This is a genomic window from Kitasatospora sp. NEAU-69 (assembly GCF_057158765.1).
In genome coordinates this window covers 71150-96674 of the sequence record NZ_JBWXUE010000002.1, presented here as the reverse complement: position 1 = coordinate 96674, position 25525 = coordinate 71150, and the positions used below count along the sequence as shown (strand labels likewise).

The 25525-nt window shown below is 72.3% G+C and carries 28 protein-coding genes and 1 tRNA gene; 6 read left to right on the top strand and 23 right to left on the bottom strand.

Going from position 1 to position 25525, the window contains the following annotated elements:
• Nucleotides 1-7 precede the first annotated feature (7 nt).
• Entirely contained in the window at nt 8-730 is a 723-nt protein-coding gene (locus tag AC060L_RS02545; protein ID WP_483796718.1) for a bifunctional DNA primase/polymerase, read from the top strand.
• A 219-nt stretch (nt 731-949) separates the two neighbouring features.
• Here AC060L_RS02545 and AC060L_RS02540 read toward each other — a convergent pair whose 3' ends face one another.
• From AC060L_RS02540 to AC060L_RS02525, 4 genes are all read right to left on the bottom strand, one after another.
• Nucleotides 950-1933 carry a DUF5926 family protein gene (locus AC060L_RS02540; RefSeq protein ID WP_483796717.1) on the bottom strand — a complete coding sequence of 328 codons (984 nt, stop codon included), beginning with the start codon at nt 1931-1933 and terminating at the stop codon, nt 950-952.
• 164 nt (nt 1934-2097) lie between these two features.
• The gene (locus AC060L_RS02535; RefSeq protein WP_483797049.1) at nt 2098-2718 is read right to left on the bottom strand and encodes an ATP-binding protein; all 621 of its coding nucleotides are present in this window, start codon (nt 2716-2718) and stop codon (nt 2098-2100) included.
• A gap of 341 nt (nt 2719-3059) precedes the next feature.
• Entirely contained in the window at nt 3060-3905 is an 846-nt protein-coding gene (locus AC060L_RS02530) for a glycerophosphodiester phosphodiesterase family protein (RefSeq protein WP_483796716.1), read from the bottom strand.
• Between the two features lie 94 nt (nt 3906-3999).
• The gene (locus AC060L_RS02525) at nt 4000-5391 is read right to left on the bottom strand and encodes a purine-cytosine permease family protein (RefSeq protein ID WP_483796715.1); all 1392 of its coding nucleotides are present in this window, start codon (nt 5389-5391) and stop codon (nt 4000-4002) included.
• A 364-nt stretch (nt 5392-5755) separates the two neighbouring features.
• On the opposite strand from AC060L_RS02525, the gene AC060L_RS02520 reads away from it, so the two are divergent.
• Nucleotides 5756-7480: a S1C family serine protease gene (locus AC060L_RS02520; RefSeq protein WP_483796714.1), complete on the top strand. Its 1725-nt coding sequence runs from the start codon at nt 5756-5758 to the stop codon at nt 7478-7480.
• A 70-nt stretch (nt 7481-7550) separates the two neighbouring features.
• Nucleotides 7551-7638 (top strand) — tRNA-Ser (locus tag AC060L_RS02515).
• A 139-nt stretch (nt 7639-7777) separates the two neighbouring features.
• Here AC060L_RS02515 and AC060L_RS02510 read toward each other — a convergent pair.
• The 19 genes from AC060L_RS02510 to AC060L_RS02420 form a co-directional block, all read right to left on the bottom strand.
• A complete protein-coding gene (locus AC060L_RS02510) occupies nt 7778-9163 on the bottom strand; it encodes a site-specific integrase (protein ID WP_483796713.1) in 1386 nt (461 codons plus the stop codon).
• Between the two features lie 62 nt (nt 9164-9225).
• On the bottom strand, nt 9226-9414 hold the full coding sequence (locus tag AC060L_RS02505) for a helix-turn-helix transcriptional regulator (protein WP_483796712.1): 189 nt from the start codon (nt 9412-9414) through the stop codon (nt 9226-9228).
• A gap of 171 nt (nt 9415-9585) precedes the next feature.
• Nucleotides 9586-10860: a DUF3631 domain-containing protein gene (locus AC060L_RS02500; protein WP_483796711.1), complete on the bottom strand. Its 1275-nt coding sequence runs from the start codon at nt 10858-10860 to the stop codon at nt 9586-9588.
• An 84-nt stretch (nt 10861-10944) separates the two neighbouring features.
• Complete coding sequence (locus tag AC060L_RS02495) at nt 10945-11853, bottom strand: bifunctional DNA primase/polymerase (RefSeq protein ID WP_483796710.1); 909 nt, start codon at nt 11851-11853, stop codon at nt 10945-10947.
• A gap of 20 nt (nt 11854-11873) precedes the next feature.
• Complete coding sequence (locus AC060L_RS02490; protein ID WP_483796709.1) at nt 11874-12239, bottom strand: hypothetical protein; 366 nt, start codon at nt 12237-12239, stop codon at nt 11874-11876.
• A complete protein-coding gene (locus AC060L_RS02485) occupies nt 12236-13243 on the bottom strand; it encodes a DNA cytosine methyltransferase (RefSeq protein ID WP_483796708.1) in 1008 nt (335 codons plus the stop codon). Before AC060L_RS02485 ends, AC060L_RS02490 begins: the two co-directional genes overlap by 4 nt.
• Before the next feature lie 26 nt (nt 13244-13269).
• Nucleotides 13270-13857 (bottom strand): hypothetical protein, encoded by a 588-nt coding sequence (locus tag AC060L_RS02480; RefSeq protein WP_483796707.1) that lies wholly within the window; start codon nt 13855-13857, stop codon nt 13270-13272.
• Nucleotides 13858-13975: 118 nt separating this feature from the next.
• Nucleotides 13976-14467, bottom strand: a complete 492-nt coding sequence (locus AC060L_RS02475; protein WP_483796706.1) for a single-stranded DNA-binding protein — start codon at nt 14465-14467, stop codon at nt 13976-13978.
• Between the two features lie 119 nt (nt 14468-14586).
• A complete protein-coding gene (locus AC060L_RS02470; RefSeq protein WP_483796705.1) occupies nt 14587-14991 on the bottom strand; it encodes a hypothetical protein in 405 nt (134 codons plus the stop codon).
• A gap of 25 nt (nt 14992-15016) precedes the next feature.
• Nucleotides 15017-15169 (bottom strand): hypothetical protein, encoded by a 153-nt coding sequence (locus tag AC060L_RS02465; protein ID WP_483796704.1) that lies wholly within the window; start codon nt 15167-15169, stop codon nt 15017-15019.
• Between the two features lie 16 nt (nt 15170-15185).
• Complete coding sequence (locus AC060L_RS02460; RefSeq protein ID WP_483796703.1) at nt 15186-15377, bottom strand: hypothetical protein; 192 nt, start codon at nt 15375-15377, stop codon at nt 15186-15188.
• Between the two features lie 263 nt (nt 15378-15640).
• Nucleotides 15641-17710, bottom strand: a complete 2070-nt coding sequence (traB, locus tag AC060L_RS02455) for a plasmid transfer protein TraB (RefSeq protein WP_483796702.1) — start codon at nt 17708-17710, stop codon at nt 15641-15643.
• A gap of 24 nt (nt 17711-17734) precedes the next feature.
• Nucleotides 17735-18361, bottom strand: coding sequence for a plasmid transfer protein TraA (traA, locus tag AC060L_RS02450; RefSeq protein WP_483796701.1), 627 nt, complete (start codon nt 18359-18361; stop codon nt 17735-17737).
• Nucleotides 18362-18383: 22 nt separating this feature from the next.
• Nucleotides 18384-18941, bottom strand: coding sequence for a hypothetical protein (locus AC060L_RS02445; RefSeq protein ID WP_483796700.1), 558 nt, complete (start codon nt 18939-18941; stop codon nt 18384-18386).
• A gap of 164 nt (nt 18942-19105) precedes the next feature.
• Nucleotides 19106-19750, bottom strand: a complete 645-nt coding sequence (locus AC060L_RS02440; RefSeq protein ID WP_483796699.1) for a RapZ C-terminal domain-containing protein — start codon at nt 19748-19750, stop codon at nt 19106-19108.
• Nucleotides 19751-19866: 116 nt separating this feature from the next.
• Nucleotides 19867-21381, bottom strand: a complete 1515-nt coding sequence (locus AC060L_RS02435) for a DUF2637 domain-containing protein (protein WP_483796698.1) — start codon at nt 21379-21381, stop codon at nt 19867-19869.
• A gap of 128 nt (nt 21382-21509) precedes the next feature.
• Entirely contained in the window at nt 21510-21674 is a 165-nt protein-coding gene (locus AC060L_RS02430) for a hypothetical protein (protein ID WP_483796697.1), read from the bottom strand.
• Entirely contained in the window at nt 21671-22054 is a 384-nt protein-coding gene (locus AC060L_RS02425; protein WP_483796696.1) for a WhiB family transcriptional regulator, read from the bottom strand. The genes AC060L_RS02430 and AC060L_RS02425 overlap by 4 nt, the downstream gene beginning before the upstream one ends.
• Complete coding sequence (locus AC060L_RS02420; RefSeq protein ID WP_483796695.1) at nt 22054-22302, bottom strand: hypothetical protein; 249 nt, start codon at nt 22300-22302, stop codon at nt 22054-22056. Before AC060L_RS02420 ends, AC060L_RS02425 begins: the two co-directional genes overlap by 1 nt.
• Nucleotides 22303-23070: 768 nt before the next feature.
• On the opposite strand from AC060L_RS02420, the gene AC060L_RS02415 reads away from it, so the two are divergent.
• From AC060L_RS02415 to AC060L_RS02405, 3 genes are all read left to right on the top strand, one after another.
• Complete coding sequence (locus tag AC060L_RS02415; RefSeq protein WP_483796694.1) at nt 23071-23853, top strand: GntR family transcriptional regulator; 783 nt, start codon at nt 23071-23073, stop codon at nt 23851-23853.
• A complete protein-coding gene (locus tag AC060L_RS02410) occupies nt 23850-24389 on the top strand; it encodes a GNAT family N-acetyltransferase (RefSeq protein WP_483796693.1) in 540 nt (179 codons plus the stop codon). The genes AC060L_RS02415 and AC060L_RS02410 overlap by 4 nt, the downstream gene beginning before the upstream one ends.
• 291 nt (nt 24390-24680) lie before the next feature.
• Nucleotides 24681-25502, top strand: coding sequence for a COG4705 family protein (locus AC060L_RS02405; protein WP_483796692.1), 822 nt, complete (start codon nt 24681-24683; stop codon nt 25500-25502).
• Nucleotides 25503-25525: the final 23 nt, after the last annotated feature.

The window sequence follows — 25525 nt, the reverse complement described above, 5'->3', positions numbered from 1 at the left end:
AGTGCCCATGCGAGATTCGCGGGAGTTGGCGAGGCGCCGCCACAGAACCCGGCAGGCGCTGCTGCAGGCGGCGCTGACCTGTACCCAGCAGTGGCGGTGGCCGGTGGTGCCGGGCGCGGTCATGGTGGAGCGGGCGGGCGACGAGCTGCCGCTGCTCGGCCCGGCGGTCTGCTCCTGCGGTGACGACGACTGCCCGGTGCCCGGCGCGCACCCGCACGACCAGCCGCTGCTCGCGGCCACCACCGAGGCGGGCATGGTGCGCTGGTGGTGGGAGCGGCACAGTCCACAGGCGCCGATCCTGGTCGCCACCGGGGGAGCGGTGGCGGCGGTCAGCCTGCCGGCGACGGCGGGCGCGCTGCTGCTCGACTACCTGGACGAGCTACGGGTGCCGACCGGCCCGGTGCTGGCCGGTGCGACCCGCTACGCGCTGCTCGTCGAGCCGTACGAGTACCAGGAGTTGGCGGAACTGCTGGCGGCCGAGGAGGAGACCCTGTGCTCCGGCGGCGGGCCGGGCCGGGTGCCGAGCTCGGTGCGCTTCCACGGGCCGGGCGGGTTCCTGGTGCTGCCGCCCTCGCCGACCGGGGCCGGTCGCGGTGCGCCGGTGCGCTGGCTGCGGCGTCCGGTGGCCGCGCCGGGCGGCGGCGTGCGGCTGCCCAGGGCGGCGGTGCTGCTGGCGGCGCTGGTGGCGGCGGGGACGGCGGCGCCGGACGGCAGCCGGCTCGCGTACTGACAGTGGCCCGCCGGTCTCAACTCACCTGCGCAAATGGAAGATCCGGCCGCTGGCGACGGGGGATGCACCAGCGACCGGACTGTTTAAAACAGTAACAAGGATTGGCGCCGTAGCCAATTTCCCTGGCGAAGCTGACCGGGCGTTTTCGGCGTGGGCACGCCGAATGTGACCAGAGTCACGTCCGAGCGATCAAAAATGATCACAGACGGACAGGAGTGGTCAGTTGAGCGTGACCTGACGGCTCACCAGGTTCGCGCGGGACCGGCGCTCCTCGCCACTGAGCGGCTCGGTCACGGCGAGCGCGCCGGCCAGCCGCTCGGCGAACTCCGCCGCCGGCTTCTCGCAGTCGGCGGCCGTCATCGACGTCGGCAGGTCCCAGACCGGCACGGTCAGGCCGTGCGCGCGGAACGAGCCGACCAGCTTGGTGCCCTCGCCGATCGAGGTCCGGCCGGCGGCGGAGAGCCGGGCCAGCGCGTCCAGCAGCTGCTCCTCCGGCACCGTCATCACCCAGCGCAGGTGGTTCTTGTCCGGGGTGCCGCACCAGTAGGCGGAGTCCACGCTGGTGACCTTCTCGGTCGGGATCGCCGAGGCGTTCGCCCGCTCCAGCGAGGCGGCCACCTCGCCGGTCGCGGCCTCGGCGTCCTCCAGCCAGAACTCGAAGCCGGTGTGCACGGCCGGCACGAACGGTGCGCTCAGGTCGAGCAGGTCCTGCAGCCGCGGGCCGTCGGCGGGGGCCCGCCGGGTCGGCACCGGGTTGCCGGGCTCGGTGACCAGGGCCTCGACCAGTGCGTCGGCCAGGTCCCGGCTGAGGTCGCCGGAGGAGGACTGGGTCTGCAGCCCGAGCAGGATCGAGCCGTCGGGGCGGCGCAGCGCCGGCCAGGCCAGCGGCAGCACGGTGGCCAGGGTGACCGACGGGATCTCACCGGAGGCGCCGTCGGCGACACCGGCGGCCAGCGTCAGCGGCACCGTGGCGGCGGGCACCAGCTCACGCAGCGCCACCCAGTCGGCCTCGCCCGGGAGTCCCTCGAACGGACGGTTCACCAGCTCCTGGACCGCGTGCGCGGCCTCGCGGCCGTGGCAGGCCTTGTAGCGGCGGCCGGAGCCGCAGGGGCAGTCCTCGCGGGCTCCGACGACCGGCACACTGCCGGCGGGGACGGCGGTGCGGGTGGACTGGGGCGACTTCTTGGCGGCCTTCTTGGCCATGGTGCGGCTCTCCCGGGACGGTGGTGACGGTCTCCGGGGCAGCCTACTGACGTTTGTGCGGGCCGGACTGCGGGGACGGCGCGCGCGGGCGCCCGCGAGACGCCCCGGCGCGCCCGGCAGGATCCACCGGGGAGGCTTCCGGGGTGCGTCCGGCCGATGGCGGGTCAGGCCGAGCGGGCGTGCTCGCCGTGCACCGTGTGCGCCGGGAGCGCGGCCCAGACGGTCACCTCGCCCGGCGCGTCCCGCACCCCCCAGTCCGCCGCCAGCTGGCCGACGATGCTCAGGCCGCGACCGCCCTTGGCGGTGAGCGACGGGCTGGCCGGCAGCGGCCGGGTGACCGAGCCGCCGTCGGTGACCTCCAGGGTCAGCAGGCCGTCGGTGTGCATCTGCCAGCGCACCAGGACCCCGCCGGGCTTCTCCGGCTGTTCGCTTTCCCGTGACGACCGGGTCATATCCGCGGTGTTGTCCGGGAATTTCGAATCGGCCCCCCCGGGAACATCTCGCCGCAGATCCCGCCGGACATCTCCCGGCATGACATCCGGCATGACATCCGGGTCGGCGCCGGGCAGATCTCCGTCGAGATCCAGCAAAGGCGCCAGCGGCCGGGCATAACGGCAGGAATTGCTGAGCAGTTCGGAAAGGATCAGAACCGCGTCGTCGATGACGGTGTCCGGGACCTCGCGGTCGCCCAGATCACGCCGCAGCCGGCGCCGGGCGGCCCCGACACTGGCCGGGCCGTGCGGCACCGCCATGGTCGATGAAGTCGGCACTTCGCGCGCCACCATCAACGCCACCCCCGGACCTCCTTCAGCGTTTGCCGATGGATGGATGCCCCGGGGGAATGCACTGGAAACGGGTTCACTCGCTCGTGGCCCGTCAATTGTGAAGTCGGGCAAGCTGTGGCAACACGCTGTGCGCAAAAGGTGATTAGCTGCTTACGCTGCGTCGAACCAAGGGCCGGAATCCGCCCGCCGGGCTCGCCGCACCCCCCGCGGCTGCGCCCCGCGTACGCCAATCCGCACGGTGTGCGCGTGGCCTGCGTCGTATCCGGACGGCCCGCCCACCGCCTGCGGGCGGGCGGGCCGGCCGGCTTTGGCAGACGGGCGGGCCGGCGTGCGGGCCGGCGTCAGCGCCCCAGCTGGTCCAGCACGGCGCGCGGCCGGTTGGTGATGATCGCCTCGACCCCGAGCCGCAGGCAGAGCTCGACGTCCTCCGGCTGGTCCACCGTCCAGACGTGCACCCGGTGCCCGGCCGCCCGCAGCCTGGTCACCAGCTCCGGCTGCCGCCGAACCAGCTCGATGCCGGGGCCGGCGATCACGGCGCCGCCGGGGAGCCCGCTGCCCGGCCACAGCCGCAGCGCCGCCGGGCGCTCGAAGAGGAAGACCCGCGGGAACTCCGGCGCGGCGCGCTGGATCCGGCCCACGGCCAGGCCGGAGAAGCTCATGATCCGCGCGTGCGGGCGGTCCGGGTCGCCCTCGCCGCCGTGCGCCGCGCCCTTGATGCCGAACCGGTCCAGCGCCCGCAGCAGCTCGGCCTCGACGTGGCCGCGGTAGCGCACCGGGTGTTTGGTCTCGATCGCCAGGTCCACCCGGCGGCCGCAGTCCGCGACCAGCTCCAGCAGGGTGTCCAGCCGCAGTACCGAGCGGCGCTCCGGATCGGCCCGCTCCTGCGGGGTGCCGCCCGGCTTCCAGGAGCCGAAGTCGTACGCCGTCAGCTGCTCCAGGGTGAGCGCCGAGACGACCTTGCGGCCGCCGTCCGAGACCCGGTTGATGGTCCGGTCGTGCACGCAGACCAGCTGGCCGTCCCGGGACAGCCGGACGTCGCACTCGACCGCGTCGGCGCCCTCCGCCAGGGCTCGGCGGTAGGCCGTCAGGGTGTGTTCGGGCAGTGCCTCGGAGGAGCCGCGGTGCGCGACCACCTGGACCGCCCTGGCGGATCGGGTCGGGTCGGCGGAGAGGTCGGGAGTCGTCACACGCCAACCCTAGGACCCCCAGGTGACAGGCGTGCGACGGCCACCCCAACGCCGGACCCCGCGGTGCCGCGGCGTCCGGCACGGGGTGGCGCCGTCAGGCGCTGGGGACCAGCTTCGCCAGGCCCCAGGTCACCAGACCCGCGACCAGGAACGAGAAGAGCGAGGCCGAGGACCACTGCTGCGGCGTGAAGTGCACCCAGCCCTGCAGGTCGGTCCAGAAGCCGGTCCACCAGCCGGCGATCTTGGTCGGCGCGAGGAACTGGTACGTGCAGAAGCCCAGCGCCCACGGCAGCAGCATCAGCGGCCGGGCCGGCGCGTCCTGCGAGAGGTCCCAGCCCCGCCGGCCGCGGCCGAGGAAGAAGTCCACCGCGAGCACCGCGAGCAGCGGCACGAAGACCGAGCCGATCAGCCCGAGGAATGCGTAGTACGAGTCGGTGAAGGCCTGGATCTTCAGCGCCAGCACCGTCACCAGCAGGCCGATCCCGCCGGTCAGCAGCCGCCGGTCCACCCGCGGGAACAGGTTGTGCAGCGACATCGCGGTCGAGTAGACGTTCGCGAAGGACTGGTCGGCCTCGCGTAGCACCAGCACCAGCAGGAAGGCCCAGCCGGCCGCGACCCCGGTGAAGGAGTCGAGCAGGTTGTCCTCCTTTCCGCCGGACTGCAGCAGCGCGATCAGGCCGAGCAGGTAGCACCAGACCTGGGCGATCGTGTAGCCGGAGAAGGTGCCCCAGAACGAGGAGCGGCCGGTCCGCGCGTGCCGGGTGTAGTCGGCGGCCAGCGGCACGAAGGAGATCGAGACGGCGATGATCGCGTCCGTCGCCCCCAGGAAGCCCTTCCAGTTGCCCGCGCCCGGGTCCGGCACGCCGTGCCGGGCGAGCTGGACGGTGAAGTAGACCATCGCGATGCCCACCGCGATCGCCACGTACTTGCGCAGCGCCGCGATCGAGCCGAGCGGCCAGATGGTCAGCGCCGTGGTCACCCCGCCGGCCAGCACCACGAAGAGCCAGCGCCAGCCCTGGGTGTCGGCCACCGTCTGCGCGCCCCAGGCGATCACGATCAGCTCGTACACGCCCCAGCCGACGCACTGCAGGATGTTCAGCGCGGTCGGCAGGTAGGAGAGCCGGGTGCCGAAGAGCCCGCGCAGCACGGCCATCGCGGGCGCGCCGGTGCGGGTGCCGATCAGCGCAGCGACGCCCAGCATCGCGGTGCCGATCACGGTGCCGACCACGATCGCGGTGACCGCCGCGGTGAACGAGAGCTCGCTCCCGGGGGCGCCGAGCACGGTCGCGGCACTGGTGAAGCCGATCAGGCTGATCCCCAGATTGGCCCAGAGCGCGAACTGGTCCTTGAAGCCGAGCGTGCGCGGGGGCGCGGTGTCGAGCACCAGCGGCGCCTCGGCGCGGCCGGCGGACTGCCGGGCCGGGTCGTCGAGCAGCGGTGTGGAGGGGGGCAGGGGTGCAGAAGGGGTGGGCGGAGCAGCCGTCATGACCGAGACTCCCTACGCCGGCATTACCCGGACAGGTTCCGGCGGTCAGCGCTCCCTCGGCCGTACCGGGCCCAGGGCCATGGCGTACGGTCGACCAGCGCACTCTCAGCGTGGATGGGGTCCAAGCTCCCGCGTGTCGTGTTGTGGACTCGACAGGCTAGCCGGGCCTGCTGAATCGGCCAAGATGGCGCAATTACCGTCCCGCATGGCGGAACTCCGGTCGGGGAACCGGAACCGCTCGTGGACTGCGCCGTTCGGTCTGCCTAAGGATTCTTAACCATTCTTCAGGCGGCCCCTTACGGCAACCAGATCGGCCATGGGAAAAACTAGGGGCCAAGGTCCCAGCCAGCAATGGAGGTCGTCCGTGAGCACCGAGCACGAGAGTGGTTCCACCGGGCCGCAGGGGGAGCAGTTCTCCAGCGGCCACGGGGAGCCGGGGGGCACTCCGGCAGTCGGTGGTACACCGACGACGGGGGCGCCGGCCACTCCGGCGGAGCCCGAGGCGACGGTCGTATTCAGCAAGCCGGCCGCCCCGGCCCCGGCCGCCCCGGCCCCGGCCGCCGCGGCCCACGACGAGACCCCTGCGGCCCCCGCGGCCCCCGCCGCCCCGGCGCCGACGTACCTGGACGCGCCTCCGCTGGCGGCCCCCGCCGCTCCCGCCGCCCCTGCGGCCCCCGCGCCGACCTACCTGGACGCGCCGCCGCCGGCCGTCCCGCAGCCGCCGACCATGGCCGAGCGGCCGACCGACCCGTACGGCGCGCCCACCGCGCCGGTGCCGCCGGTCGCCCCGGGCCAGCCGGCCGGTTACGCCGAGCACGCCGAGCACCACCCGTTCGGCGCCGGCCACCCGGTCGGCGCGGGCTGGGGGACCCCGCCCGGCGGCCCGATGGGCCCCGGCTACGGCGAGCCCGGCTACCCGGGCGAGTACCCGGGCCAGGCCGTCCCGGTGCGCCGCAAGGGCCGCGGCGGACTGGTCGCGCTGATCGCCGCCGTCGCGCTGGTGGCCGGCGTGGCCGGCGGCCTGGCCGGTGCCGCGCTCAAGGGCGGCAACTCCAGCTCGCCGGCCTCCTCCGGCAGCTCGCACAGCAGCACCACCCTCTCGGTCCCCGGCACCCAGGTGCTCAACCGGGCCCCCGACTCGGTGGCCGGGATCGCCGCCAAGGCGCTGCCCAGCGTCGTCACCATCAAGGCGGACGGCAGCCAGGAGTCCGGCACCGGCACCGGCTGGGTCTTCGACACCGAGGGCCACATCGTCACCAACAACCACGTGGTCGCCCCCGCCGCGAACGGCGGCAAGCTGACCGTCAAGTTCTCCGACGGCAGCACCTCCGACGCCTCGGTGGTCGGCCAGGCCAAGGGCTACGACCTCGCGGTGATCAAGCTGAACAACCCGCCGCCGTACAAGCTGGTGCCGCTGCCGCTCGGCGACTCGGACCAGGTCGCGGTCGGCGACACCACGGTCGCCATCGGCGCGCCGTTCGACCTGGAGGGCACCGTCACCTCCGGCATCGTCAGCGCCAAGAACCGCCCGGTCGCCTCCGGCGACGAGAGCGGCTCGCAGGTCTCGTACATGAGCGCGCTGCAGACCGACGCCTCGATCAACCCCGGCAACTCCGGCGGCCCGCTGCTCAACGCCCAGGGCGCCGTGATCGGCGTCAACTCGGCGATCCAGTCCAGCACCGCCAACAGCGGCGGCGGCCAGGCCGGCAGCATCGGCCTCGGCTTCGCGATCCCGATCAACCAGGTCAAGCGGGTCGCCCAGATGCTGATCCAGACCGGCACCCCGGTCTACGCGACGCTCGGCATCCTGCGCAACGACAACTACAACGGCGACGGCGCCCAGGTGAACCCGAGTGCCGTCCAGGGCACCCCGGCCGTCACCCCCGGCGGCCCCGCCGACAAGGCCGGCCTGAAGGCCGGTGACGTCATCACCAAGCTCGGCGGCGTGACCATCGACAACTCCCAGGCCCTGGTGAGCACGATCTGGACGCACTCCCCGGGCGACCAGGTCGATGTCGAGTACACCCGCAACGGCGTCGCCGCCAAGACCACCGTCACCCTCGGCAGCCGCACCGGCGACAGCAACTGACGCACCCCGGCCCGACCCGCGAAACCTGGTGCACCGAACGCCCCGGGACCCGTTAGGCTGACCTCCGCCTGGAGAGCTGCCCGAGCGGCCTAAGGGAACAGTCTTGAAAACTGTCGTGCGGTGACCCCGTACCGTGGGTTCGAATCCCACGCTCTCCGCTGGTGGGCGAAAGCCTGGTCAGGGCGGGTATCGGTGACATGCCGATACCCGCCCTGACCGTTCCTGTGCCGGACTGTCCCACCTGATGCCAAGGTGAGTCAGAGTGTGTGGACCAGCCGTGGACCAGGTCCACGGTTGCTACCCCTGGTCGTACTCCTCGCTCAGGAACTTCTCGATCAGGGCGTTGGACCGGTCGCGCCGGCCGTCCACCACTTTGGCGTAGAACTTGTAGAGCACCGCGACACTGTGGCCCGCGCGGTAGGCGACCTCCGTCGGATCCAGCCCGGCCGCGAGCCAGCCAGACACGCAGGTTGCCCGCAGGTCGTAGGGCACCCCCGCGAACGGCGTCTTCACCTGGTCGGGAGTAAGCACCAGCTCACGGGCCTGCTTCCAGACGGCTGAGGTTTCCTTGGTCGTCAGCAGGCCGCCCTCGGCCCCCTGAAAGATCCGGCCGTCCAAGCCCAGTCCGAACTCTTCCACGTGGTCACGCACCATCCGGACGAACACCGGCGGGATCGGGATGTCCCGAGTCGCCGCGCGGGCCCGGTGCTTGAGCCCCCGTTCCTCGAACGACGCTCCGTCGTCGGTCCACCGGGAGCCGACCCGGGGCGAGCTGCCGGGTGCCACGATCAAGCCCCACCCGGTCTCCGGCAGCACGAAGTCTGGCAGCCTCAGGTTCGTTGCCTCAGCGGGCCTCGTCGCACCCCAGTTGATGCAGCCGTAGAACGTCGAGAGATGCCGCCCGCGCCGCCCGAGGTTCCGCACGGCCTCGATCAGGTCCCGGGCCTGGCGGGGGGCCGGGACGTAGCGCCAATCGATCTCAGAGTCAGTCTCCGGGGGTGACCAGTCCACGAATTTGAGCGGGTGGGCAGTGAGAAGCTTCCGCTCGATCGCGTATTTGAGCGCACCGCTGAAGGTGGCGTACTTGCGGTTGATCGTATTGTCGGCTGCCCGCTTGCCGTCTAGCTTCAGCGTGATGGCTTTCAACGCTTCCCGAATGGTGTCGGAGTCCTCCAGCTGCGAGATCGGAAGCGACTTCTGCGCCAGCCATTCGAGGGCCGCGACGATCTCCTGCGGTGGCTCTGACCTGTGCTGGGAGAAGTTGAACGCCCAGCAGGAGAGCGCGCGTCTCAAAACTCTTTCCTGCGGGGCCCCACGGTGGTCGACGACCAATGCGGGGGTGATCGTGGCAAGGCCATCCGCCCGCGCCGCACGCTCCTTTGCGGAAGCGTCGGGCCACTTCACTTCGGCATGCTTCTTTGCGTGCTCGAACCAGGTTGGCTCAGCCGGCTCGGCGGCTTTCCGGAGCCTCTCCAACTCCGAGACCGGCAGCCCAGTCTGCACATCGAACTGCTCGCGGCGCAGAGCTGCGGCCATCAGCTCAGCGCGTCGGCCGTCGGCCTGCACTCTGAGTAGGAAGCTCTGGGAGTGCTGTTGGTCGCCGACCCGCCAGCGGGTCTGGAACGGCTTGGCCCGGTCCGGCCGGTGGCGGATCGAGTAGGGAACGAACTCATGTGTCAGCAACGGGAGACCTCACGGCAAGGGGCCCCGGCGCTGCCGGGGCCCCGAAGTTGGCGGGACGAGCGTCAGGCGGCGGTCGCTCGGCGGCCCGCCCACCACGCATCCAGCGCGGCGCGGGTACACCGGAGGTGGCCGTTCGGGAGCGGGATCATTTCGGGGGCCTGACCCTTGGCGCGCATGCGGTAGAACGCGGACCGGGACATGTCGATCTCTTCGAGGACGGCACGGAGCTTCAGGTACTCCTGCTTGGGCATGGCGGCTACCTCATGGTGAGTTGGAAAGGCTGGCTCGGCTCTCTCTCCTGGAATCCGCTACTGCCGCTACTGCCGCTACCTCCCTGGCCAGGGGCATGTTTTTGGTAGCGGATTGGGTAGCGGTAGCGGATTGGTGCCGCTCCCGGGCGTGGTCGGGAGCGGCGGTGCGGCCTACCGCGGGGTGGCGGCGGTGGCGGTGTTCTCGGGGGTGGGTAGCGGGTTGGTATCCGCTACCGCTACCGGATCCGCTACCGGAATCAGGTGCCTGACCTGCGCGGTAGCGGCAGTAGCGGCAGTAGCGGATTCCTGGGAGCGGGGCGGGCAGTACCGCAGCCACGCGTCGGCGAGGTCGGCGGCGTAGTAGCCCTTGGCGCTGCTCTTGGGGCCGGTTTTGATGTTGCGGGGCTTGATGGGGTCGTTGTCAGCGGTGACGTAGTCGCCGAGCATGCGGGCGAGGGCGCGGGCGGTGATGGGCTTGCCGTCGAGGTCGGCCCACGGGGCGTCGTCCAGCTCGGCGAGCTTGCTCAGCAGGTCGATGCTGAGCATCCGTTCGGCGCCGTTGAAGATGTCCCGAAGGTCGGCGAGCAGCCGGATGCCGACGGAGCCCTTGTCGTTGGCCTTGGCGGCGGTCACGAGGGCGACGCAGGCCTTGCGGGCGCGCTCAGGCCAGTGCCCGCCGGCGGCGTCGGCGACCGCAAGCAGCGGTTCCCAGACGTCGGCGGGACGGTCGCTGATGCCGTCGGGCATCTCGGGCCACACGTCGGCGAGTTGACCGCGGACGCTGTCGGCCCAGGTGGCGAGGCGGTCCCGCAGGATGTGACCCTCGGCCTTGGTGGTGCGCTCACGGAAGGGCTCGACCGTCTCGTTGGGGGCGCGGCGGCGCATCCGGATGATGACGGATCGGCTCATGATGGTGTCGGGCAGGTCCCCGAGGCCGCCCATGCCAAGGGCGGCGTAGACGGGGAAGGGCTGGACGGTCTGGGTGGAGCCGTCGCCGACGCACCGCAGGACGACGCCGCTTCGGCGGTGGCCGGAGTTGATGAGGCCGCGCAGGTCCTCGTTGCCGGCGGCCTTGGCGCCGAAGGTGGTGTCGATCTCGTCGAACAACATGGTCGGCCGGGCCGCGGGGTCGGACACGGAGCGGAACAGCGCGGCCGGGGTGACGTCGGTGGTCAGCATCGACCTCGGGGTGAGGGTTTCGATGATCTCCAGCGCGCGGGTCTTGCCGCTGCCCGGTTCCGGGGAGAGGAACGCGATGCGCGGGGTGGACTCGAAGCAGTCGAGGAGGTGGGCGTGCGCGTCCCACAGCACCACCGCGACGTACGCGGCTTCGGAGGGGAAGACGTTGAAGCGCCGATGGTGCCGCTCGACCTCGTCCAGCAGCGTGGCACCGTCGATCGGGGGCGGGCTGCCGTTCTCGGGCGCGGGCGGGGTGGGATCGGTCATGCTGGGGGTCTCCTGTTTCTTTGCGGAGCAGGGGGAGCCGGGGCGACCGCTTGTCTTTGGGAGAGGGGCGGTCGCTCCGGCGGATCAGCGCCCGATGGGGGCGGACAGAGTGGTGCCAGCGGTGGTGAAGCCGCGGGTGACGGCTCGCACGGCGTAGTCGTGGGGGACGCCGACCGAGACGGCGGTGGCGGTGATCTGTTCGGCGATTCCGGCGAGGTCGCAGGGGCCGGGGCAGTGGGTGTGTTGGGCGGCGAGGAAGCGGGCGACGCCGAATGCCGCCGATCCGGCGCCGTGCTCGCTGTGGCTGCGGACTTTGTCGAGTCCCCGGTTCAGGCCGGTGGCCAGGTAGCCGTCGGTGTGGCGGCAGCCGCCACGGCTGGTGCGGGTCCACCTCGGGCCGGTAGCGGAAGAGGCCACCCCGCCGCCGATCCGGGCCGGGGTGGCCTCTTCCTTCCTGACCAAGTCCCTCACCAGGGAAGGAAGTGGGACGGTGGTGCCGGTGCCGGGGCCGAGCCAGCGGGCATAGTGCATGCGCGACTTGATGTCCACGCCGGGCCGCACTCCGTTGGCGGAGGCCATGACGCCGCGGTAGATCCAGTGCTCGCCGCGGGTGGTGACGATCACGCGGGTCGGCGGCAGGGTGGCGCGGGCCCATGCGAGGGCGGCGGCGTTGTCGAGGTCGAGAACGGTGACCCCGACTCCGCCGGGGTGGTAGGCCACGGTCACGGCTTCACGCCAGGCTGCGGCCCATGCCGGGCTGGTGAGGACGGTGGGGTCGGTGGTGGCGGCGGCCCACGCGTGGCAGGGGGCCGGGCAGGTGCAGGGGCCGGGGGTCTTCATGTTCGGTCGGCCGCCGCACGCCACGTCCTTGCAGGTGAGGCAGTTGCCGAACGGGACCTTGCCGACCCGAAGGGGCAGCACCGGCACCGCCCGGTGGGCGAGCCACAGGGCGGTGTCCAGCGGGCTCGGCAGGCGATTCGTCTGGTCGGACACGGGGTTCTCCTGGTGGCCGATCAGAGGTCGAAGAGCGTGTCCGCGGCGTCGGCCGGGGCGCTGGTGCGGGCGGTCCTGCGGGCGGCGGCGTGGCTGCCGTGGTGGCAGTCGGGGCACCACGCGGCCAGGGCCCGCTTGGGCAGGGCGGCCTGTCGGTGGTCAGGCAGGAGCATGTCGGCCGGGTCGGCGGGGGCGGCGATCAGGTGGACCAGTCCGCCGCCGTGCCGGTGGCGATAGCCGGCGTGCTCGCGCGGGCACCGTCCGCCGTCCGCCTTGTGGCTCTTGCCGCAGGTGCCGCGGCACTGGCAGCGGCCCGCGGCGGCGGCCAGCACGGCCGACCACAGCTCGGAGCAGACCAGCGGCGCGACCCGGGTGTGGGCGTTCATGCCGCCTCCCGAACGAGGGCGGGGAGGCCGGCTGCGGCCAGGACCGCGTAGGCGAGTCGGGGCGGGACGGCGTTGCCGATCTGCTGGCCGATGTCCCCACCGGCCCAGGGGTGGTCGTGCGGGAAGGACTGGAGGGCGCCGGCCTCGGCCCACGTGAGGCGGGCCTGCTCGGTGCCGTCGGGGCCGATCAGGCGGTTGCGGGTGATCTTCCCGGTGACGGTGGCGGCGGGCTGGTCCCAGGTCCGGCGCCCGCGTGCGGCCGGGTCGCCGCCGGTGCCGTAGTTGCTGACCACGGTGAACGGCACGGCGCGTCGCAGTGCCTGGCGCATGCTCACCCACGGCAACAGGGCCGGATCCCCGGCGTCCTGAGGGATGCCGGGTCGGTAGGGGCGGTGGGTCGGGGTCGGGAGGGCGGCGGGGCCGTCGAGGCGGGCGATCAGGACCGCGCGGCGGCGACTCTGCGGCACGCCGTACTGTTCGGCCCGCAGCACCCCGCACACCGCCCGGTAGCCCTCGGCCCGCAGAATCCCGGCGAACACCTGCCAGACCGGCAGGACTTGAGGGACCTGCTCCAACACGATCGTCCGGAACGGGCGCCCGTCGTCGGCGGCGGCAAGGGCCCAGCGCAGGGGCTCCAGCACGAGTCGGATGTTCTCGTCCCCCACGGCCGGGGCCTGGGGGACGGTGCGCCGTGCCGCCAACCGGCCTGCCAGGTGCACGATCTGGTCCAGGGCTCGGCGGCCGGCGCCGGTTCCGGCGACGGAGAACGGCTGACAGGGTGGCCCGCCCAGCAGGTGACGGACGGTCGGGAAGTCGCCGGGCCCAAAGTCCCGCACGTCGCCTTCGATGGTGGTGAGACCTGCAGTGCGGCGACTCGCGCACGCGTCCGGGCTCCGCTCGATCCCGATCGGGTTCAGGCCGAGCCGAACGGCGGCGAGGTCGAGCCCGCCGGGGCCGGCGAACAGGTCCACCGTGTCCGGGGCAGTCGGGGTGTGGGTGCCCATGGGCCGACGCCCCTGCCGGTCGGGGTTCACCTTGCGTCCCCGGTCAGCTCGTTGACGCTCTGGGCGTGCCTGTTGAGCACGGCCACGAGGGTGGCGACGGTCTCCTTGGCCTCGATCGTCAGCACCGCGCCCGGACCCTTGGCGGTGGGTTCGTCCAGCAGCGCGAGCGGCACCGGGATGACCAGGGAGGCGGTGAGCAGCAGGGTCGAGCGGGTGGTCATGTCCGGCTCGGTCAGCCGGGGCCAGGTGGCGTCGGTGTCCCACGAGTAGCGGTCGCTGGCCCAGTCGGCCAGGCCGGCCGGGCGGTGGGCGAGCGCGTGCTGACGCAGCGGGACGATGACGTTCATGAGCAGCTCGCCGCTGTCGCCGACGTAGACCTTGACGCCCAGCAGGTCCGGGCGGAGCCGGACGTAACCGGGGGCCATGATCGGACCGGTTGCCACCATCCACGCGGCGGCCGCGAACCGGGCGGCGTCCAGGGGGTATCCGTCGTCGGCGAACCAGTGCGCGCACTGGTCGAGGTAGGCGCCGTAGCGCGAGGAGCCGTTCGAGGCGCGGTCGCGGTCGTCGGCGTCATCGACGACGGCGAGCGTGTGCGGGGTGAACTTGGGCATGCTGGTTCCGATCTCGATTGGGTTCGGGATTGATCGGGCCCCTGCGACAGCCGCCGTCCGGCCAAGGTGGACGGCTGCCGCGGGGGCCCGTGCAGTGCGTGGCCGGGGCGAGCGGCGTCTAGAACGGCGGCTCGTCGGTGATGCCGGAGCTGCCGCCCGCCGGTGCCCCGGCCGGGGCGGGGGCCGCGGTGGACCACGGGTCGGCGGCCTGCCCGGAGCTGCCGGCGGGGCCGCCGGTCGCGCGTTGGGCGCGGGTGACCTTGGCGATGGCGAACCGCAGGGAGGGGCCGATCTCTTCGACGTCGAGGCCGAGCATCGACCTGTTCTCGCCGTTCTCGGTCTGCCAGTTGTGCTGAACGAGTCGGCCGCTGGCGATGACGCGCGTGCCCTTGGAGAGCGAGTCGGCGGCGTGCTCGGCCATCTCGCGCCAGGCAGTGGCGCGCAGGAACAGCGCGGTTCCGTCCTTCCACTGGCCGGTGGTCTTGTCGTAGACGCGCGGCGTCGAGGCGATCGTGAACTTCGCCATGGCCGCACCGCCCGGGGTGAAGCGCAGTTCGGGGTCGTCGGTCAGGTTGCCGACGATGGTGATCGGGGTCTCTCCGGCGGACACAGGAGCCTCCAAGAGGGCTGTCAGGTGGTCCGGGAGCGCGGATCCTGTCCGGTCCCCCGCACCACCCGGGGCCCGCCGCGGGGTGCGGCGGGGTCGGGCGGCACGGCCGGTCGGGCAGGTCAGCGGTTGCGGTTGTGGGTGGTGACGTTGACGTTGACGGCGCCTTGCCGGCCGCCGCCGTGGCCGGACTTGATCAGCCAGACCAGGGCGAGGACGCCGACCAGCAGCGCGAGACCCGTCGTGGCGGCGGCCAGAGCCTGCGCGAGGAAGCCGAGACCGACGCCGGCGGCGCCTATGCCGATGCCGCCGGCCGCGAGGCGCGCGGGCCACGGGTCCCGGCCGGGCGCGGGCGGGGTGTAGGGCTGGGTGGGCAGGTAGGCGGGGCCCGGGTGGTGCAGGACGACCGGGGCGGGCTGCGGCTGGTAGGGCACCAGCGGGGCGGCGGCGGGGTGGGCGGTGTAGAGCGGTTGGCCGTCGGTGGTGTAGCCGATCACGGGCGGGGCGGGTTGCTGGGGCTGGTTCACGGCGGTCCTCCTCGCTGGGCGGTGGTCAGAGGTGAAGGTGGGCGTGGATCAGCAGCTGGCAAAGGCCGTAGAGCGTGGCCGACAGGACGAGGCTGGTGGCGAGGGAGGAGGTCAGTCGCAGCCGGAAGAAGCCGGCGGCGGCGAGGACCAGGACGGTGGTGATCGCGTAGTCGCTCACGAGGGCTCCGGTCGGGTCAGTGGATGTGGGCGAGTGCGTGCGCGCCGGCGGCGAGCAGGTGGTTCACGGGACCTGCGAGGCCGGTTCCGGCGAGGGTGAAGCCGCTCAGCCAGATACCGGAGGCGACCAGGACGGTGACGCGTCCGGAGCGGACGATCAGGAACGTGATGATCGCGAAGACGAGGGCGGAGGAGGCGGTGAGGATCACGGCAGGGTCCTTCCGGCGCGCCCGGGGGACGGTTCCCGGGGGCGTGGTGGCGGGGTGTCGGGGCGTCAGACGCTCGCGTGGCAGGGCGCGTCAGGAGCGTCAGGAATGGGCGTCAGGGGCGTCAGAAAGGCCCGTCTGACGCGTCAGACGGGCCTCGCGCGCACGCGTCACCCAGGGAAACGGGCCGCCGCGGGTCCTGACGCGTCAGACGCGTCAGACGCGTCAGGACCGTCAGAGGCGTCAGAAACCGGCCCCGGCAGGGGTCAGGCCGCGGCGCGGTCCTGAGGCACGATCTCGTACCGTCCGGTCTCGCCGGTCTCGCGCAGACGGCCGTTCATGACCATCGCAGCGACCTCGCCGGAGACCCAACCGCGCGAGCGGTGGTGATAGTCGCAGTACTCCATGAAGTCCGCCGGGGCGACCGTGGTGCGCCCCTCGGCCTCGAAGCCATCGAGGAGCTGCACCATGATCCGGTGGGCTTCGGCCTTGCTCGGCTTGGTCCGCGGCGGGATCTCCGGCAGCGCGAAGCGCACCACCTCGTCGGCGCGCACCGGCGGGAGTTCCTCCTCCGGGTCGATCCACCCCTCGTCCGGGTCGGTGTCGTCCTGCTGGTCCATGTCGGAGTCCTCGCGGTGGTCGGTGAGGTACAGGGGCTGCTCGTCCTCGTACTCCTCCTGCTCGTCCCAGTCGTCCTTGTCGCCGGGGTGCGGGGTGTCGAGTTCGGGCAGGGGGTGGCGGGTGCGCCCGGTGTAGGCCGGGCCGACCGTCTGGGTGGTGGCGCCGGCGGTGACGGGGTCGAGCGCGGAGCGGACGTCGGCGAACTCCACGACGGCCCAGGTGAGGTAGTCGGCGGGGGTGAGGTAGGAGCGGGCGGGCACGGCCCAGAACGTCTCCGGGATCCCGTTTGCGACAAGGTAGTTGTAGCCGGGCCGCTTGTCTTTCCACGCGTGCGGCGCCGCCCCCGCGTCCATCGCCTCATCGGGCAGGGCGAACCCGGCGTCGCGCTCGTCCCGCAGCCCGAACACCCAGGACGACCCGAGAGAGGCGCGGGTGTCGGTGGACATCTGCGAGCCGGATGCGCGCTGCAGCGAGACGACCAGCGACAAGCCGGCGGAGCGGGCCTCCTGCGCGATCCCGGTGAACACGTCGTCATCCGTCTCGCGAATGGTCTTGGCGGCCTCCTCGAACCAGCCGATCAGGTACGGCATGCCCGGCGAACCGTCGGCCTGCGTCTCCGCACACGCCGGAACCCACTGCTTGTAGCCGTACTTGGCCAGCCACGCGGTCCGGGCCGGGATCACGGCCCGCAGGGCTTCGATCATGGCCTTGGTGGAGTTCATGTCGAGGGCGGCCCAGTCGATCGCGGGCAGCAGCGGCCCCAACGTCTGCTCGGCCTTGGCCGGGTCGGATGCCCACACGACGACGTCGCGGCGGGTGATGATCTCGCCGAGCGCGGTGATCCCGCCCTCGGACTTGCCCGAGCCGGTCATCCCCATGATCAGCAGGTGCATCGCGTTGCGGCCCTCGTCCGGGTCACCCGGGAACCACATCACGAGCGGCTCGCCGTCCTCGTAGATCCCCACCACCACCGGGTCGGCGATCGACCCTCCCGGCGAGGACGGCCCAGGAAACGCAGCTCCGGCCCTGAGCAGGTCGTGCGGGACCACGGTCAGCTGAGCCCGGCCGTTGGAGTCAGGGTCAGCGACCATCCGCACCGCGGTCTTGGCGACGTCGAGGGCGGAAGCCAGCTTCGGGAGCGCCTTGGCGACGTCGTCCGGCGTCAACTCCCCCGGCGGCAGCCGCAGGTCGAACGACGCCTTGTTCGGGGACACCTTCGCATTGGTGACCAGGGTCTTGGCGAGGCCGACCTTCTCCAGCAGGCCCTTGTCCGTGCTCTCGCCCTGCCCGTCGGCGTTGACGCGCAGGATCTGGCGAACGTTCCACGTCGCCGCGAGCGCGGGGGCGCCGATCAGGTACAGGCTCGGGATCGGCCCGGCCATCGGCCCCGCGAGCGCCGCCGCGGTGAACCAACTCGTGGACGCCGCAACGGTGATCGCTGAGTGCAGGCGCCGCTGAGCAGTGGTGGGCTTGCCCGCCCACCACGTCGCCCCGGTCAGGCCGACGGAGGCCAGCGTCAGGCCGGCGGAGGCGGCGGCGGAGCCGGACCACATGAGGTGGGCGGGCAGGGACAGCAGTCCGGTACCGGCCGCGAGCAGCCACGGCGGAAGGTAGGGCTTGGCGCGGTGCAGCAGGTACTCGCCGAGGCCGCCCTGGTGATGGGCGGCTTCGAGCTGCAGGTGCAGCGGCTGGGCGTGACGGTCGGTACCGGACACGACGGATCTCCCTCCCGGGGGTGGCTAGTTGTTGAAGTCGAACGAGCGGCGCGGCCGGGCCGGACCGCGCCGACGGCCCATCGCGGACAGCTCGGGGTCGTACTCGCGCTGGAACGCCGCGTAGGTGCGGGCCAGCTCGGCCGCGGCGTCCTTGGCCTGGTCGGCGGCCTTCTTCAGGTGCTTGGCGACCCGGCGGGCGCGCATCTGCGAGCCGAACGGGCGCCCGTCCGCGTCGGGGACCTCCTTCAGCACCTGCTGCAGCACCTCGCCCGCGATCGCCAGCTCGAACGACATCTGCACGAACGCCTGCCGGCCGTGCTCGCAGTACTGGCGGATGTCCGCGTTGGTGAAGAACTCCGGGTCACCGAGCGGCGAGTACGACCGCCCACCACCCACACCCTGACCACCACGACCGCCACCCTGCCCACCGCCACGGCCGATGCCACCGCCGCCGGCCGGGCCCGCACCGCCGGCGGCTCCGCGCACGTTGGTACGCGCCCGGGTGTAGCTGAAGTTGTAGGAGTTACCGCCCCGGCCACCGCCGCCCGAGCCGCCGGCCGGGCCCTGCTGCGGGCCCGGCCACGGCTGCTGCTGACCGGTGTAGGGCTGCTGACCGCCACGGCCGCGGCCGTTCGGAGGAGGAGTGCTCATCTGTGCTTCTCCTTAAGGGAGTTCAGTCCTGGACGGGCTGCTGGGCGAACGGGACGGCGTCAGCGGGCTGCTGCTCGGCCGACACCGGGTCGGCGGACGGGGTGAGCGGGACGGCGGCGAGAGCGCGGCGCCGGCTGCGGTGGTGCCACCACAGGCCCTGCGCGGTGGCGGTGCCGGCCGCCCACAGCACGACCACCGGCGCCGACGCCGGACCGAGGCCGATCGCGGCGGACATCCACGCCAGCACCACGGTTGCGGCGGCCACGCTCGGGCGCGCTTCGCGCAGCCGACGGCGCTGAGCGGCCAGCGGCGCCCGCCGCCGGGCCACGTGCCACCCGGCCGGGACCATGAGGGCCAGGCCGCCGAGCGGGGCCCAGGCCAGCGGCACGGCCACACCGAGCGCGGCCGTCGAGGCGAACAGGCCGACCGCCGCCCAGCTCGGCGCCATGACGGCGCGGGTGCGCCACAGGCCCCGCGCGGTCGCGGCGGCCAACTGGGCGGCCAGCGGCGGACGGTAGGGGGCCATCACCACGACCGGGGCCGTGCCCCGGCCGAAGTCGATGACCTGCGCGGCTGGCATACGCCGCCGACCGCGCTGACGCGGTATCCGGATCGAGGAACGCGAACGCACGAGCAACTCCGATCACGAGACGAAACGAGGAAACGAGCAGGTCAGGACGCGGCGCCCGACGTCGGAAGAGGGCCACCCGGCCCCGCTTCCTGCCGGGCGCCGCGGGCGCCATTTCAGGCGCTGCGCCCCTGCGTGCCGTGCCGGGCGTGGTCGGCGGCGAACTCCTGGTACCGGCGCTTCTCACCCGGCTTCATGCCGCGCACCCGCACCTGCAGCGAGCACTCCGGCACCGGGCACAGGAACGTGGTGTAGCCACCCGCCGCGTCCAGCAGTCGGCGGCCCGGACTCGGACGCCGCACGGCCTGACGCGGCGGCAGGTGGTCGCGCATCCACGCCGGATGGGCATCCTGGCGGTAGGCGGGCCGTTCGATCACGGGCTTGTCGAGGTCGCGGTGCTCGACCGCGACCGACAGGCCCAGCTTGCGCAGCCGATCGGCCAGCGCAATGGCGACGGTGGCGGCGCGGTGTCGGCCGCCCGCGCAGCCGACCGCGACCAGCACCGGCCCGGCGCTGGGACCCAGGTCGAACGCCTCCACCACGCCCGCGGCGCTGATGACCAGCTCGCGGATACCGGGGGTCGTCATCACCGCGCGCCGCACCGGCTCGTCGTGTGCGGTCAGCTCGCGCAGCGCCGGGTCCACGTGCGGATCCTTGAAGTGCTGGCGCAGGTCGAGGGTCAGGTGCGCGCCGGCGGGCGGGGCGCCGTGCAGGAAGCCGAAGGACACGATGCGCACGGTCGGCTCGGTGGTGTCGGGCATGGTCAGCACCCCTTTCCGGGGGACGGCTCGTTCGGCTGCGGGGGCGGGGTGGGCTGCGGCCGGTGGCCGTAACCGCCGTTGACGTTGTGGTCGCTCACGGCTGATCTCGCTTTCGCTCAGGTGAGGGCGCCGGTCAGCGCGCCGGCGTTGGGGCGGTAGCCGGACGCGAGGAGTTCGGCGGCGTCGGCACGGCGCTGGGAGGCGGTGGCGACGGAGACACCGAGGGCATCGGCGATGGTCTGGAGATCGACGGAGTCCGGGATGCCGTTGCCGTCGGTGAGGATCATCCGGGCGACCTTGCGCGCCGCGCGCTGCGACGGCGTCAGGCGCGCCTGATCCTCTGCTTCGAGCGCGCGCAGCTCCGTTTCAGCGGCACGCTCGCGTGCTTCAGCCGTGCGCAGTCGGGCGGTCTCGGTGGCCTCCTGCTCCGCGAGCCGGGCGCGTTCGGCGGTGGCTGTGTCGCGTTCGGCTTCGGCCTTGCGGCGGCGGGCTTCGGCGGTGGCCTCTTCCGTTTCGGCGACGGCCCGCGCCGTTTCAGCCGCGCGCAGCCGGGCCTCTTCGGCGGCTTCCTCGTCGGCGGTGCGGGCCCGCTCGACGGCCGCGGCTTCGCGGTCGGTTTCAGCGGCACGGCGCCGGGTTTCAGCGGCAGCTTGTTCCGTTTCAGCAGCGGCCTGGTCGGTTTCGGCGGCACGCAGACGGGCGTCGGCGGCCTCCTGCTCGGCGGCCGTCGCCTTCAAGACCGCCTCGGCCTGGTCGTACCGCTCGGCGGCATCGGCCTCACGGCCGGCGGCCAGCGTGCGGGCGTGTGCGTGGGCCTTGGCGGTGGCGGTCTCGGCGCCGACCTCGAAGCCGGCCGCTTCCACGCGGCCGGTGGAGCGCAGATGGGCGATCTGCGCGGCGGCCTCGCGGTCCTGCGCGCGGGCGGCCAAGTCGGCGGCGAACGCCTGCTGCCGCTCCTCGCGTAGCAGGGCGCTCTCGGCCGCCTGAAGTGGCAGCGCGAGGGCCTCGTCCACGCTCAGCCCGAACCGGGCCATCGTGAGCGGAAGCCGCAGATCAGCGGGCGCGCTGCTCGCGTCGCCGTGGTCGCGCCCCAACATCACCTCGTAGACGATGCGCTCGCGTTCCAGCTCGACCGCGCGGTCGTAGGAGTCGATCCCGTACAGGCGCATGCGCCGGTACATCCGCCAGGACGGCAGCGGCGCCAGGATCCAGCGGTGCGCCGGCACGCCCGCGGACGGGTGGCCGGCCTCGATCCGGGTGACCCTGATGACCAGCCGCCGCCCGGCCTCCACAGCGGCGATGAACATCACCGGGATGACCGCGTGCATCGCCGACCCGGTCGGATCCGCGAGCAGCGGACCGCCGGAGCTGGCGTTGAAATAGATCGTCGCGCAGGTGAAACCGTGCGCCAGCAGCCGCAGCACCGGCCACGGCGTGCGACTGCGGATCAGGTGCAGATCCAGCGCCAGCAGCACCACGATCCCGGCATCCACACCCACCGGGAACGCGTAGCTGAAACGACCGAGGTGGTGACTGAAACCCAGATGCACCAACGCCGCGTACGAGCCGGTGAAGCCGATCCCGGCCAGCACCGCACCCCCCGCCAGCGCGAGGACCGTCAGCCCGGCCATCACCAAGGCCGGCCCCTTGACGCGCGCCGTCGAAACGGCCGAGCGCGCACCTGAAGCCACACCGCCCGGGGCCGAAACCGGCCCCGGCGGCGCCGAAGCCGCAGTCGCAGGGGAAGAGGTGAGCGCACTCATCGCGCACCCCCGTTCCCGGACGGCGCCGGTGCGGGCTGCTGCGGGTGAAGCGCGTCCAGGTGCCGGCCGACCATCATGCCCAGGTGCTCGGTGCGGACCAGCGCCGCGCGCATCGCCTCACCAGCCCGCGAACCGGCCATGCCGGCAGTCGGGTCGCTCACCGGAGCACCGCCGGAAGGAAGTTGAGGTAGTGCAGCCGGTCCCGCTCGCCGGCGTCGAGGCCGCCGAAGATGCCGGACGGCTCGCGCCGCTCCAACGCACCGGCCAGGCACGCCGAGCGCACCGGGCACCCGGCGCAGATCGACCGAGCTCGCCGCTCGGCGAACGCCCGCGCCGCGGCGAGCTCAGCGGCGTCCTCGAAGTCGTCCTCATCCGGACCGAAGAACAGATCCGGATCCACGTCGGCGCACGCGGCGCCACGCAGGCCACCACCGGCCGGCCGAACCGCCGCAAGCAGTGAGGCGGTCGCCGCAGTGCCGGGTCGGGCCGTGACGTGCGGCGTACGGGTGCCGACCAGCACCAGAGCACGGGGAGCAGTCATCACGCGGCAGCCCTCCACGTCAGCGCCCGAACGCGGTCCGCGCTGCGCAGCAGCCGGTCGGCGAACTTGCGGGCGATCGGGTCGAGGTCGCGCACGATCTCGCGGCAGGCGTCCAGACGAGCCTGCCGCTCCAGCGGCGACTCCTCCGGCACTCCGGTGAACAGCTCGGCGTCCAGACCGAAGCCGAGCGCGAGTTCCGTGAACTCGTCGGGTGTGCAGGCCTCATGACCTGCGACAATCAAACGCATGGGTCGTATCTCCGTTCACGCGGACGGCCCTACGCGGCCCCGGTGCACCACCACCGGGGCCGCAGCCGTATCGGAATCGGCGCTCAACGAGCAGCCGCGGAACCCGACGTGCTTCACGCCCGAAGGGCGGCGCACGTCGGGAGCCGTGATCACTGGTAGAGCGATCAGAGTTGAAGCGGCCCGTCCTACGGGCGTCAGGTCTGTCGGGCCTGGTCCGGTGCTTCTCTCTGCTCAGCACGAGCAGGGCGGCACCCCGAAAGGGGGCTGCGTGGCTTGCTACCGCCGGCGACATCACCCGGTCACCACGGGGGCGGTCTGTCTCATCCCGCCACGTGCATGGGACTCCGCTGGTCTCCCGGCGCGCCGTCCAGCCGTACGAATCGGCCTGGTCAGCGCCACCGTCCATCCCCACACCCCGCAAGAGGTGGCACGCCACTGCGTAGGGGGAGGGCTTCGTTCATCACGGTGGTCCGCCCCCGGCCTCTCGGCCTAGACGCCTGCCGCGACCGCCGCCCTCGCGTCGGTCCCGCACGATCACTCTTCAGTTCTCAAGGAACAGCCGCTTCCTTCGAGTGGTCACCCACCCTCCGGGCACGTTTGTGCAGGTCAGGGCAGCCCAAAGAAGGGCCACCTGTCCCACTGGTTCCATCGTCCATATTGTTCGGACAATGCCGCCGGTGAAGATGCTGGCACGCTCTGCGACCGACGGTCAAGCCCATTGCTCGCATTGACTGGACAATGCGTCGCAGCCAGCGGTTTCATGGGGTCATGGCAGCGACACGAGCGGGGCGACCCCCGCTGTACCAGCAGATCGCGGAGGCACTGAGGCAGCAGATCGGAGACGGGACGCTCGCCGCGGGAGCGCAGCTACCGACCGAGGCGGAGCTGACCGAGCAGTACGACGTGGGGCGAGGCACTGTGCGGGAGGCGCTCCGCGGCCTGGTCAACGAAGGGCTGGTGGTGGCTGCGCGGCCTCGCGGCTATTTCGTGCGGGAGCGCCGGCCGATGGTCTTTCGGCCGCAGGCTGAGTTCCGTGCGCGGCCATACTCGGCTGAGATGGATGCCTTCGTGTTGGAGCACTCCGCCGACGGGCGAGAGCCGCGCCAGCTCATCGAGGTGGCCATTGTCGAGCCCGCGCCAGACATCGCGAAGCGGCTGCGCTTGGAGCCTGGCCAGCTGGCGGCGGTACGTCGCCGGATCCGCTGGCTTGACGGCGAGCCGTTCAACCTGAACGACAGCTACTTCCCGCTCGACCTGGTCCGCGAGTCCGAGATCATGCGGCCCGAGGACATCACCCGGGGCGCGAACGAGGTTCTCGCTGAGCTCGGGTATCGGCAGGTCCGGGCAATTGACGAGCTCTACGTGCGGATGCCCACGCCGGAGGAGTCACGGCGCCTTGAGCTCGGAGCCGGGAACCCGGTTGGCTACCACGTCTGCACGGGGTACACGGAAGACGGGCGCCCCGTCCGCGTCGCGGTGACCGTGCTGCCGGGCGATCGCCACGTCATCTCGTACGAGCGGCAGCGTGAGTCCAGCGAGGGAGAACAGTGACCGACCTTGAAATGCGAGCGGCCAGCGAGAGTGATCTTGAAGTAGTCGAGGGCATGCTGTCGGGCGCCAGCGCGTGGCTGGCATCCCGTGGCATCGATCAGTGGCAGTTCCCGCCGCGCCGCGAACGCCTGCTTGACTCCATGAGCCGGGACGAGTGTTTCCTGGCGTTCTGCAAGGGCGCGCCGATTGGCACGATCACCGTGGACAACCTCGCGGACCCGGAGTTCTGGACGCCTGCGGACCGGCCGGACTCGGCGCTCTACGTCCACCGGATGGCCGTCTCGCGAGATGCGGCCGGCCGGTCCGTCGGTGCCAGGATGCTGGACTGGGCCGCCGCGCGGGCACAGGTGGCTGGTAAGGCCCGCCTGCGGCTGGACGCGTGGAAGTCGAACCCCGCCCTTCAGAGCTACTACCTTGGCCAGTCCTTCACGCTCGTGAGGATGGTAGATCTGCCGCACCGGCAGTCTGGGGCGCTCTTCGAACGCAGCGTCTCCGCCGACGGCTCGGGGCCGACTCGGGGCCCCGGAGAGCGCTGATCCCAAGGGGCCTATGGACCAGCTGTGGACCAGCGCGGGCGCACTGGGGACCATCTCCGGCCTCCGGCCCAGGTCAGGGCCCTAATGGACGCGCCCGGGTTTTTGGTCTTGAAAACTGTCGTGCGGTGACCCCGTACCGTGGGTTCGAATCCCACGCTCTCCGCCGCGCAACCGGCCCCCGACCTGCAACAGGTCGGGGGCCGGCGCCGTTTCCGGGGTGCTCGTGCACGGTGTGCGAATCGTTGTGCGATCTTCAGCTGGGCTTCAGCCTGGCGTGGCATGGTTCTGGCCATGACGACTGCTCAACTCCGGCCGAGCGAGCCGGTGGCCTCCGGACGGATCCTGCTGAGCAAGGTGCCGGAGGTGACGGCACTCTTCTGGATCACCAAGGTGCTCACCACCGGCATGGGCGAGGACGCCTCCGACTTCCTGGTGCGCACGCTCCAGCCGGTGCCGGCCGTGGGGCTGGGCGGGCTGCTGCTGGTGGCCGCGCTCGCCGTGCAGTTCCGGGCGAAGCGGTACGTGCCGTGGATCTACTGGCTCGCGGTCACCATGGTCAGCGTCTTCGGCACCATGGCGGCCGACGTGCTGCACGTCGGCTTCGGCGTGCCGTACGAGGTCTCGGCGTCCGGGTTCCTGGTCGTGCTGGTGGCGGTCTTCGCGCTGTGGCGCCGCACCGAGGGCACGCTGTCGATCCACAGCGTGCACACCGTGCGCCGGGAGGCGTTCTACTGGGCGGCCGTGCTGGCCACCTTCGCGCTCGGCACCGCGGTCGGCGACCTGACGGCGAGCACCGGCGGGCTCGGCTACTTCTCCGCCGGCCTGGTCTTCACGGTCGCGATCGCGCTGCCGGCGCTCGCGCACTGGAAGCTGCGGATGAACGCGGTGCTCGCGTTCTGGATCGCCTACGTGCTGACCCGGCCGCTGGGCGCCTCGTACGCTGACTGGATGGGCGCCGACCGCAGCCACCACGGCCTCGGCTGGGGCTTCGGCCCGGTCAGCCTGGCGCTGACGGTGCTGATCGCGATCCTCGTCGGTGTGCTGACGAAGCAGGGCGCGAAGCAGGGCGCGCGGCAGGTCTCGACGGTCGAACGCCGGTCCCACCGGGCCTGAGGATCGGTCACACTGGGCTCCTC

Bases quoted from the DNA above. Each gene is read 5' to 3' on its own strand.
- AC060L_RS02525 (WP_483796715.1), bottom strand. From the start codon at position 5,391: ATGACGGCTGCTCCGCCCACCCCTTCTGCACCCCTGCCCCCCTCCACA.
- AC060L_RS02500 (WP_483796711.1), bottom strand. From the start codon at position 10,860: ATGACCGATCCCACCCCGCCCGCGCCCGAGAACGGCAGCCCGCCCCCG.
- AC060L_RS02405 (WP_483796692.1), top strand. From the start codon at position 24,681: ATGACGACTGCTCAACTCCGGCCGAGCGAGCCGGTGGCCTCCGGACGG.
- AC060L_RS02435 (WP_483796698.1), bottom strand. From the start codon at position 21,381: ATGGCCGGGCTGACGGTCCTCGCGCTGGCGGGGGGTGCGGTGCTGGCC.
- AC060L_RS02415 (WP_483796694.1), top strand. From the start codon at position 23,071: ATGGCAGCGACACGAGCGGGGCGACCCCCGCTGTACCAGCAGATCGCG.
- AC060L_RS02445 (WP_483796700.1), bottom strand. From the start codon at position 18,941: ATGCCAGCCGCGCAGGTCATCGACTTCGGCCGGGGCACGGCCCCGGTC.
- AC060L_RS02485 (WP_483796708.1), bottom strand. From the start codon at position 13,243: ATGGGCACCCACACCCCGACTGCCCCGGACACGGTGGACCTGTTCGCC.
- AC060L_RS02420 (WP_483796695.1), bottom strand. From the start codon at position 22,302: ATGCGTTTGATTGTCGCAGGTCATGAGGCCTGCACACCCGACGAGTTC.
- AC060L_RS02545 (WP_483796718.1), top strand. From the start codon at position 8: ATGCGAGATTCGCGGGAGTTGGCGAGGCGCCGCCACAGAACCCGGCAG.
- AC060L_RS02505 (WP_483796712.1), bottom strand. From the start codon at position 9,414: ATGCCCAAGCAGGAGTACCTGAAGCTCCGTGCCGTCCTCGAAGAGATC.
- AC060L_RS02490 (WP_483796709.1), bottom strand. From the start codon at position 12,239: ATGAACGCCCACACCCGGGTCGCGCCGCTGGTCTGCTCCGAGCTGTGG.
- AC060L_RS02440 (WP_483796699.1), bottom strand. From the start codon at position 19,750: ATGCCCGACACCACCGAGCCGACCGTGCGCATCGTGTCCTTCGGCTTC.
- AC060L_RS02425 (WP_483796696.1), bottom strand. From the start codon at position 22,054: ATGACTGCTCCCCGTGCTCTGGTGCTGGTCGGCACCCGTACGCCGCAC.
- AC060L_RS02535 (WP_483797049.1), bottom strand. From the start codon at position 2,718: ATGGTGGCGCGCGAAGTGCCGACTTCATCGACCATGGCGGTGCCGCAC.
- traA (WP_483796701.1), bottom strand. From the start codon at position 18,361: ATGAGCACTCCTCCTCCGAACGGCCGCGGCCGTGGCGGTCAGCAGCCC.
- AC060L_RS02480 (WP_483796707.1), bottom strand. From the start codon at position 13,857: ATGCCCAAGTTCACCCCGCACACGCTCGCCGTCGTCGATGACGCCGAC.
- AC060L_RS02540 (WP_483796717.1), bottom strand. From the start codon at position 1,933: ATGGCCAAGAAGGCCGCCAAGAAGTCGCCCCAGTCCACCCGCACCGCC.